The organism is Brasilonema sp. UFV-L1 (assembly GCF_012912105.1).
Lineage (GTDB): Bacteria > Cyanobacteriota > Cyanobacteriia > Cyanobacteriales > Nostocaceae > Brasilonema.
Window position 1 is genome coordinate 1 of sequence record NZ_QMEA01000198.1, and the last position, 10,234, is coordinate 10,234.

Consider the following 10,234-nt stretch of genomic DNA (forward strand, 5'->3'; position numbering starts at 1 on the left):
AATACGGCACGTAGTGCCTGTTCTTCAAGGGTTTTCAGCCAGCTTTCCTTATAAACTTTTAGATTTAAAGGCACGGTAAATAGTACTTCTAGTTTAGAGAGCACTATTGTGTAGTATCTCATACTTAACATGCAAAAAATCAATTTTGTTCAGAAAACTTAATGTAAGTCTTTTGACCTGAATAGTTGACAGCTAGTTATCATCCCGTAAGTCCGGGAAAATCAGGGGACTTGCACAATTATCAGAATTGGTGAAAAAATTGTACGGCGAGTCACCATTAAGGATTCTCGCTTGCAAGAAACCCAAGAGGATACCAGTGAAAGTTTTAGTTGTAGGTCATGGAGGGCGGGAACACGCCTTAGCCTGGAAACTGTTGCAATCAAAGCAAATTGAGCAAGTTGTCTGTGTACCAGGAAATGGGGGGACGGCAAGCATGGAACGCTGCCAAAACCTGCCAATGGCTGTAGATGACTTTGAGGCGATCGCCCAATGTGCTCTAGAGCAAGGCATAACTCTCGTCGTGGTAGGACCAGAGGTGCCCTTGGCAAAAGGTATCACAGACTTTTTAAGATCACAAGGTTTAAAAGTTTTTGGTCCAACAAAAGCGGGAGCGCAAATCGAGGCAAGTAAGGCTTGGGCAAAAGCTTTGATGCAGGAAGCAGGAATTCCAACAGCCCGTGCTGTTGTTTTTACAGAAGCAGCAGCAGCAAAATCCTACGTGAAAGCACAAGGAGTACCTATTGTTGTCAAAGCTGATGGTTTAGCGGCTGGTAAAGGTGTCATCGTCGCTGAAACGGAACAACAGGCACAGGCGGCGATTGATGCCATGTTTGGGGGGGAATTTGGCAGTGCAGGGAAATTTGTTGTTATTGAAGAGTATTTGACTGGACAAGAAGTTTCTATTTTAGCACTGAGTGATGGGTTAACAATTCGTCCGTTACTGAGCGCTCAAGACCATAAACGCATTGGTGAGGGTGATACAGGGGAAAATACTGGTGGTATGGGAGCTTATGCTCCAGCACCGATTGCCACACCAGAGTTGATGGTAAAAATTCAAAAGCAAGTTTTGGAAAGAGCGATCGCCACACTTAGAGCAAAAGGCATTGACTACCGAGGTGTGCTTTACGCTGGGTTGATGATTACTGATTCCGGCGATTTTAAAGTTTTAGAGTTTAACTGTCGTTTTGGCGATCCAGAAACGCAAGTTGTGCTACCACTTTTGGAAACACCCCTAGAAGAGTTAATTTTAGCTTGTGTTGAGCAACGTTTGGCTCAAATGCCACCCATTACTTGGAAGCAAGGTGCAGCTGTGACAATTGTTGCTGCTTCTGGTGGTTATCCCGGAGCATATGAGAAAGGAAAAGTTATTACAGGTATTGAACAAGCAGAGGTATTAGGAACCACTGTATTTCATGCTGGAACAAAGGCACTACCAAGCAAGAGCGAGGGAACGAGACAACTGATAACAGATGGTGGTCGGGTGTTAAACATTACCGGTGTAGGAGAAAACTTTGAGCAAGCGCTTGCTCAAGCGTACACCGGGATACAGTGTATTCACTTTGAGGGAATGTATTATCGACGAGACATTGGTCACCGAGTCAGGTAAGAAGATGGGGAAATGGGAAGGAAAGTATTGTCTCCCCAGCTCCCTCTGCTCCTCCTTACTTGTTTGTCTATAAAGTTGTTAATTTTTAGTTATTGGGGTGGTTTCAATTCCTGACAGGGATGAATGCAAAACAATCCTCGCCCTAACAAGTCAAACTTTATTGACGTGCTCCCCTGCTTAAAAAGCGAGGGATTCTTAAAAGATGTTAAACAGCAGGTTAAAACTATGCTATTCCACCTTTTTTTCCTGTCTCTTAGGCTCTTAACTAGATGTTCAACCCATGTCTCACATACCCGTTAGACCCTCCGGGTATGCGCAAAGCGCACGCCCGGAGGGCTAACGCCAGTCGCCTGACGCCACATTCTTCAACGGGGGGAACCCCCACACAGAAGTGGCACATGAGGGAAACCCTCCCGCAGCGCTGGTCTCATCGCCTCCACAGGCAACTTATTTATCCTCTAGGGAGCGTCCCTCCCCGGAGCTTTCCACAAGGCGAACCAATTTACAATTGGTTACGTTTGTGCCGCTTGAGTCCAGTTATGGATATCCTGCATGGGTCGTCACCCTTACCGTTGTGCTTAATTATATTGTCGCAGATTTCAACTTTTTTATTCCGGAAAAACCCAGACATAAAGCAGGATAAATCCTGCGTTGTGGTTTTCATGAGCCAGTACTTGATGAGGGCCTCCCGACAGAGGTATCTGGCGTCCCCCTGCCAAAGGCGAGGGGTTCTCAACCTACTTTCTTATAGGTATCAGGTAAGGTATACACTTTCTGATGACTCTCATTATCAGCACCATAATCACTTTTTAAGATGCTAGCTATTTTAAAAACAATCAAAGAAGCAATTGTCAATTGGTGGTCGGAGTTTACTCTCCAGACAAAACTTTTAGCAGCTGCCACTTTGGTGGTCTCTCTGGTGATGAGTGGTTTGACCTTCTGGGCAATAAATACAATTCAGCTGGATGCACGCCTGAATGACACTCGCTTTGGTCGTGATCTTGGGCTGCTGCTTGCAGCTAATGTTGCTCCACTCATTGCTGAGGATAATCTCACCGAGGTAGCGCAATTTTCTGAACGTTTCTACAGTAGCACTTCTAGCGTGCGTTATATGCTCTATGCTGATGATACGGGGAAAATTTATTTTGGCATTCCCTTTTGGGAACCGGAGGTGGGAACATCTCTTGCGATCAAAAGGCGCATAGAACTGCCAGACGACTATGCTGCTGATGCTGAAAAGCCGATGGTGCGACAACATCGAGCACCAGATGGAGAAGTTACCGATGTGTTTGTTCCACTGACTGTGGATGGCAAATACCTGGGTGTGTTGGCAATTGGGATTAACCCCAACCCAGCTACAGTTATTTCAACAAATTTCACCCGCGATGTCACTATTGCCGTTTTTATTTCTATTTGGGTCATGGTAATTTTGGGAGGGGTGATTAATGCTTTGACAATTACCAAACCAATTAAGGAGTTGCTAGTGGGTGTCAAACAAATTGCTGCGGGGAATTTCAAACAGCAAATTGACTTACCACTAGGAGGTGAACTTGGGGAACTCATTCTCAATTTTAATGAGATGGCAGAGCGTTTAGAGCGCTATGAAGAACAAAATATTGAGGAACTGACGGCGGAAAAAGCCAAGCTAGAAACTCTAGTTTCCACAATTGCCGATGGAGCAGTCCTTATTGATAATAGTATGCAGGTGATTTTAGTTAATCCTACAGCACAGAGAATTTTTGGCTGGGAAGGAGTTAATGTTGTGGGCAAAAATGTTTTACATCACTTGCCAGCAGGGGTAGGAATGGAAATCACCCGTCCTTTATATGAAATCGCAACGGGGGAGTGTGAAAGCGCTGAATTCCGTATACCGCTGACTCAACCTATCAAGCGTACTATCCGCATTCTCCTAACAACAGTTCTTGATCAGCAAAGAGAGAGTGTCAAAGGTGTTGCGATCACTGTGCAAGATATCACCCGTGAGGTAGAACTCAACGAGGCAAAAAGCCAATTTATCAGTAATGTCTCCCACGAATTGCGAACGCCTTTATTTAACATCAAATCATTTATTGAGACTTTACACGAATACGGAGAAGACTTAAGTACTGAACAAAAGAAGGAGTTTTTAGTCACTGTCAATCATGAAACCGATAGACTAACCCGTTTAGTGAATGATGTTTTGGATTTGTCAAAGCTAGAATCTGGTCGCAATTATCACTTGAACGGGGTGGACTTAGGGCAGGCGATTGAACAGACACTACGTACTTACCAACTCAATGCTAGAGACAAAGGCATTGAACTCATTCAGGAGGTTGCACCTCAATTGCCCCTTGTCGTCGGTCACTATGATTTGTTGCTACAAGTATTAGCTAATTTGGTTGGTAATGCTCTTAAGTTTACCAAAGCTGGTGGAAAAGTCGCCCTCCGCGCCTACAAACTTCAATCAAAGTCCAACTTTCATAATCCGACACCCAAAGTACGGGTAGAAATTTCCGACACTGGGATCGGTATTGCCCCAGAAGATCAAGAAGCCATTTTTGACCGTTTCTTCCGGGTAGAAAACCGGGTTCACACTCTAGAAGGTACAGGTTTGGGGCTATCTATTGTGAGGAATATCATGGAAAAACATCACAGTAAAGTTCATTTGGTAAGTGAAGTTGGCGTAGGTACGACTTTTTGGTTTGACTTGGCGGTGTTTGATGAACAAGTGTCTCATGTTGAGAAGTAATATCAGTTATCAGTTATCAGTTACCAGTTTGAAGAAGTATTCAGTATTGCTGAATCCAGAATTCAGAATAGAAGAATCAATTAACTCTTTTATTCTGACCGGAGGCTCTGCGGTGAAGCAGCGCTCTTGGTAGGGTTTCCCGACAACAGGCGACTGTGAACCCGAAGGGCTGGTGGCTCCGCTCCTGACTCCTGACTCCTGACTCCTGACTCCTTCATTGTTTACTGTTTACTGGTCACTGGTCACTGTTCTTCGATGCAACCTTTGTTCAACTGCATCAAAGGTTTCCATTTTTTTTGGGAAGGACCAACGGACTGTATTTCGCCCAAGTTCCGGTGTAGAGTAAAAACTAGAACCTGGTACAACGGCGATTCCGACTTCCTCGACCAGGTATTTGGCAAATTTATAATCATCTGCATGAGAACTGTATTGACTAAAGTCACTCATTATGTAGTAGGCACCTTGAGGTGGCTGTACGATAAATTGATATTTTTCTAAAATTTTGACTATTCGATCTCGTCGGATGGTATATGCTTCTTTTTGAGTCTTAAAGAAAGATTCTGGCAATCCCAATGCAGTAACTGCTGCGTACTGGAAAGGAGCTGGAGCACAAATTGTGGTAAAGTCATGTAGAGTCCGAATGGCTGCACTCAAGTTAGCGGGAGCACAGACATAGCCAATCCGCCATCCAGTTATGGAGAAGCTTTTACTCATCCCACTAATAGTTATGGTTTGCTCAAACATTCCATCAAGAGTTGCCAGAGGAATGTGTTGGTGTTCATCGAAGGTAATGCGATCGTAAATTTCATCAGTAACAGCGACAACGTTAAATTCTCGACAGAGGTTGGCTATATAATTTAATTCTTCCTTTGTAAAAACACGTCCAGTCGGGTTATGAGGTGTATTGACAATGATGGCTTTGGTTTTATCTGAAAAAGCAGCTCGTAGACGTTCTGGATCGAGTTGATAAAAAGGCGGCTCTAACCTTACACAAACTGGTTTAGCTTGTGCAAAATTAATGGCGGGGAGATAATTATCATGAAACGGTTCTATGACAATAACTTCATCACCAGGATTCACTAAGCTGAGCATTGCCAAAACAATACCTTCTGAAACCCCGCAAGTAACTGTAATTTGTTCCTCTGGGTCATAATATAAATCGTACAAGTTTTGGAGATTAGTTGAGATTGCTTGGCGAAGCTCTGGAATTCCCCAGGTGTTTGTGTATTGATTATGCCCCTGTTCCATCGCTTGACACGCAGCCTGAATCAGTTCAGGAGGAGAGGGAAAATCAGGCAATCCTTGAGCCATGTTGATGGCTTTATGCTTGATTGCAAGCCTTGTCATTTCACGAATCAGAGAAATACGAAAATCATCTAATCGCTTAGCAGATGGATACATTTGTTCTCCTTGTGAAACTTAAAGTATAAGAATTATCGTTTTGCTGATAAGATTCACTCTGAACGAGATGTTATAGATGAGGTTTTCTTTGACTCATGCACTTAGTACACGCACTTTAGAGAGCATCCTAATGGATGCAAAACATCTTTGTTATTGATAAAGTAGGTAACGCGATGTGCCTTTATGATGTATAATCAAGTTGTAGATACAGCAATCATCAAACAAACTAATAATAAAGCAACCAGCAAAAGTAAAGATTGATTGCGTTTCATCCAGTGGTTCACAGTTGCACCAAGGCTTTTAGCGTCACGCTGCTGCTGCAACTCTATCTTACTCTCCTCAATATTTTGATAGAGGATACATTCTTTGGCAAAAGGACGCTGTGGAAAGTTACAAGTATCATCAGAGTGGTAAGTGCAGCTGTCACAGAGAGATTCTTTTCCTATGGCGCGGTGTAGAGGAATTCCAGGATGTCCATAGGCTTTGAGCTGAGTACCACAATGAGGACAGGTGACAGCTTGGGAATTTACGGGTTGATGACAGCGAGAGCAAGTTCCAGTGTCCACTAGCGTAATGTTAAAGAGCAAACATTTTGATTTTAGCTATTTCCTGAGAAGGATGGGTTAACAATTCAAAATGGACAGCGTCCCGCTGCGCTAACAAAATTAAAGACAGTTTGAGTTGGGTAGGATTTACGCATTATCTGCTAGAAACCCGGTTTCTTTGTTCGTATTTGGTTGCGAAACAGACAATTTTTGGTAGAAATCGGGTTTATGAGCGTGAATTCTGGTTTTTAAGACTTCTTGAGCGTTCTTGAGAGCTTGTTCGTGAGTTTCTCCATGAGTACAAGGCTGCATGACATCGGTTAACTCAGGTAAGAAAACAACATAACATTGATCTTCTTGTGACCATTGAATCACGATTGTATATTTGATGAAGATGGAATTTTCTAATTCTGCCAACTTCTTTTGAGCAAACTTCCGCACTTGCTTATCTAAGTCATTCTCTGCTCTATCGCGCAACAATGGTAAAGTTTGGGGATGATTGGAATATTGCTTTATAATTATTTCAAGTGCAACTTGTCGAGGATGAGGCTGGTGGTTTTTCCCATGCTCTGAGAAGTCACTCACTGCGCAGTTGTAGAATATTTCAAAGATGCCGGGTTCATCTTTAAATTCCTTTGCGAGTTCTTGAATTGCTGCACTTCGCACAAACTCGGAATCATCGCTGGTAGCGCAGTGTTTGAGGAAGTTTAAGCTTTCGGGGTTCTCTTTAAATCCCTTGGCTAATTCTTGAATGGCTACAGTTTGCACATTCCAATTCTCATCAGTGGTAGCACAGTGTTTGAGGAAGTCTAAGGTGTCGGGTTTGTTTTTAAACTCCTTTGCTAATTCTTGAATGGCTACACGTCGAACATTCCAACTCTTATCAGTGGTAGCGCAGTGTTTGAGGAAGTCTAAGGTGTCGGGTTTGTTTTTAAACTCCTTTGCTAATTCTTGAATGGCTACACGTCGAACATTCCAACTCTCATCAGTGGTAGCGCAGTGTTTGAGGAAGTCTAAGGTGTCGGGTTTGTTTTTAAATTCCTTTGCGAGTTCTTGAATTGCTGCACGTCGCACAGACTCAGAATCATCGCTAGTCGCACGATGTTTGAGAAAGTCTATGGTGTCGGGGTTCTGTTTGAACTCCTTGGCGAATTCTTGAATTGCTGTATCTGGTATATTCCAATTTTCATCAGTAGTTGCAAAGTATTTGAGGAAGTTTAAGGTATTGGGTTCATCTTTCCAAGTTGTTGTCACCAGGGCGATCGCCTGAGTATGAATTTCCTGAATCAGCATTTTCTCAAGAAAATCAAACGAGGAATTATCATTGTTGTTTGAGTCATTTTTGGTTAACTCTTTAAAGCGACTCAGTAATTTTTGAGCGGTTTTCGTGACTGTTCTATTTTTCAAGTCATCAAGACACTTAGCCGCCAAAAACAAGTTGCTAAATTTCTCAGACTCCCCATTTTGCCCGATTAAATCTTCAATGATTTCGCGAACATTTGTTTGTTCTATCATTCCTGCTATCATTCGCAAAATTTCATGCCAAGTCTCATCTCCCCAGTATTTACCAAAAACTTCTGTTTTGAGTTCTTCCATTTTCAGAGTTTGGGTTTCTTTCAACTGCCAAACAAACTCCCAAGCACAGAAGTATTCTAAAAATGTCCGATGAACGAAACCATAGTAATCTGCGCCCAGGAAACACAGAAAGTTGTGAGTCTGTAGTTGACTTATCATTCCAGTTGCAATAACTGTTGCTTTCTCAACTTCTATGGTTTTTAAATACTCAGTCAAAATACTTTCTAAATCTTTCGCGCTGATCAAATTGCCTGCAGAACCTTTTTCACTGGTTTGCATATGGTAAGCAACTCGACGTAATATTGCTTGCTTGTCTTTAACGTCTATTGTTTTTGAGTCTAACACCTCGTCTTCCACCAAAGTAGATTGCACATTCCATTGATTTAGCAGAACACGCGATGCTTGATTATAAAATTCATCTCTGTTTTGTGGCAGTTCTTGGTTATGATTTAGAACTGCCATCATTGTTAGTAACAGAGGATTCCCTGCAAGTTCTGCAATTGCTTGTGATGTGTCAATCGCTTTTTGCAGTCGCTGTTTTTTGTTTTCTCCATCAAGATTTTCTGTCAAACTATGACAATACCAACGATTGATAAAATCTTGAATTTGTTCTGGTTCAAAATCTTGCAGCATGAAATGCCTAAAATCAGCATCTCGTAACTGTTGCGGCTTGTAGCCAATGACGCGAGAAGTGACAATCACTTGCACATCTGGATACTCATTTGTAAAACTTTGAATATTATTAATGATATCTTCTCGCTGCTCAAGCTCAAAAACTTCATCCAAACCATCAAGCATGACTAAGGCGTTACCGGCTTTTAGTTGTTCTTGCAATTTGGATTGATCGAAATGAGCGATCGCACCGCTATATTCATGAAAAAAATCAAGAAAGTTTTTGTATTCTTTCTCTTTTCGTTGCTGTATGTAAGTGCGTAATTCAATGAGCAACGGAATCTTCAGATGAAAATCTTTATCCTCAAGTATTTTTTCTACCCAATCTAACGCCAGGTATTGCAATAGTGTAGATTTCCCTGAACCAGGGTTACCCAAAATCACAATTTTTGACTTCCCATTTCCTTTATTTCTCAGGGGGTATGAAGTGGGATAGGTATCCTCAACAGTATCCTGAATAATATCTATAACTGAACGTACAGGCTGTTTCAAATAATCTTGCTTGTGACGTTCTAATTCTTCTTGTACAGGTTCTTCTGCTTCTAGTTGATTGTTTTCTCGCAGTCGTTGGAGATGTTTTTTTGGTAGTTCGTAAATTTGTGGTAAGATATGATGAACTTCACGCACATTTTGAGGGATAAACATTCGCCATAAACTGAATTTCTTATGGACGTAACTGCTCGTCTCTAAGTTTTCTAATTTGAGATTGGTATAGCGATCGCGAATTGACTCTTGATACTGAGTTAAATAAAAATTTAGAACTTCTCGTGTCTGTTTATCCTTATTCTCAACATGAAGCGTTTGGGAAATCAAGATATTTCGTAACTCGTATGATTCAAAGAGGATTTGTTGAGCTTTCCTCAGATAACTATCTGACACGAGTTGCCAGTTAAATTTAGCAGGTATTGATGGTAGTTTAAGAATTTGCCATGTTTTTTCTAGAGTTTGATCATCTAGAGAATCACAATGAGCATCAAACGCTTGACTCAGAACTTCTTTAACAGATTTGTCATATATAAATATTTTTAGTGGTTGAGCGAATTTCTGAATTTCTTCATCCGAGAGTCTGCAAAACTTTAACTCTTCTTCTACCAGTTGTAGAAATTCTTTCAGCGCTTTAGCAATTGCTTTTTGAAGCTGTTCTTTTTCAGCAAGGGCTGTGACGACGTTGTTGAAGTCGTATTTGAAGAAGTCTTTTGCGTAGTTGTTGGCTAAATCTTTAGCGAATTCTTCGTTGAGAATAATTTTGACAACAAGTCCAACAGAATTTGTTGCTACCCAGTCAACTAACCATTTCAGCATATCACTCGTCACTCGCTTCGCTCAAATTCAAAGTTCAAAATTCAAAATTCAAAATTAAAACCCCACGAATGAATTCGGGGGCTTGAATAAAGTTGCTGCGCTTTTTATATCTCCATTCATGAATGAAGGGGCTCGTACCCGAATTGATCAATTAAAAAAAAAATCTTGATTTTTGAACGAGCGAATTTTGAATTTTGAATTCAAAAAGGATCGCTGAGCTTTTGACTACGAGCACATTGTGAAGGGAATTATAATCATTCCATCAGAATCTAGGAGTTAAAAAACTGCCCTTATGATTTCCGCGTTTGCTGCATTAGTCTTAATTATATTTCCTAAGTTTAGGGTAATTTTAGTGATCTGACAATCACTCAAAGGCGATCGCCTTAAAGATGGGGAGGTGGGGGC

The 10,234-nt window shown here is 41.5% G+C and carries 5 protein-coding genes; 2 read left to right on the forward strand and 3 right to left on the reverse strand.

What is annotated here, in order from left to right; genetic code table 11:
• The first annotated feature begins 316 nt into the window (after window positions 1-316).
• Together purD and nblS are read left to right on the forward strand one after the other, a co-directional pair.
• Window positions 317-1,606 carry a phosphoribosylamine--glycine ligase gene (purD, locus tag DP117_RS31770; protein ID WP_169222167.1) on the forward strand — a complete coding sequence of 430 codons (1,290 nt, stop codon included), beginning with the start codon at window positions 317-319 and terminating at the stop codon, window positions 1,604-1,606.
• Window positions 1,607-2,420: 814 nt separating this feature from the next.
• Window positions 2,421-4,334: a two-component system sensor histidine kinase NblS gene (gene nblS / locus DP117_RS31775; RefSeq protein WP_169222168.1), complete on the forward strand. Its 1,914-nt coding sequence runs from the start codon at window positions 2,421-2,423 to the stop codon at window positions 4,332-4,334.
• Between the two features lie 228 nt (window positions 4,335-4,562).
• Here the strand turns inward: nblS and DP117_RS31780 are convergent, their stop codons facing one another.
• From DP117_RS31780 to DP117_RS31795, 3 genes are all read right to left on the reverse strand, one after another.
• Complete coding sequence (locus DP117_RS31780) at window positions 4,563-5,735, reverse strand: aminotransferase class I/II-fold pyridoxal phosphate-dependent enzyme (protein ID WP_169222169.1); 1,173 nt, start codon at window positions 5,733-5,735, stop codon at window positions 4,563-4,565.
• A 194-nt stretch (window positions 5,736-5,929) separates the two neighbouring features.
• Window positions 5,930-6,301 carry a zinc ribbon domain-containing protein gene (locus DP117_RS31785; RefSeq protein ID WP_169222170.1) on the reverse strand — a complete coding sequence of 124 codons (372 nt, stop codon included), beginning with the start codon at window positions 6,299-6,301 and terminating at the stop codon, window positions 5,930-5,932.
• A gap of 126 nt (window positions 6,302-6,427) precedes the next feature.
• The gene (locus DP117_RS31795) at window positions 6,428-9,841 is read right to left on the reverse strand and encodes a HEAT repeat domain-containing protein (protein ID WP_339381093.1); all 3,414 of its coding nucleotides are present in this window, start codon (window positions 9,839-9,841) and stop codon (window positions 6,428-6,430) included.
• Window positions 9,842-10,234: the final 393 nt, after the last annotated feature.

Excerpts from the sequence above, each read along its gene's own strand:
- DP117_RS31780 (WP_169222169.1), bottom strand. The coding sequence starts at position 5,735 with ATGTATCCATCTGCTAAGCGATTAGATGATTTTCGTATTTCTCTGATT.
- nblS (WP_169222168.1), top strand. The coding sequence starts at position 2,421 with ATGCTAGCTATTTTAAAAACAATCAAAGAAGCAATTGTCAATTGGTGG.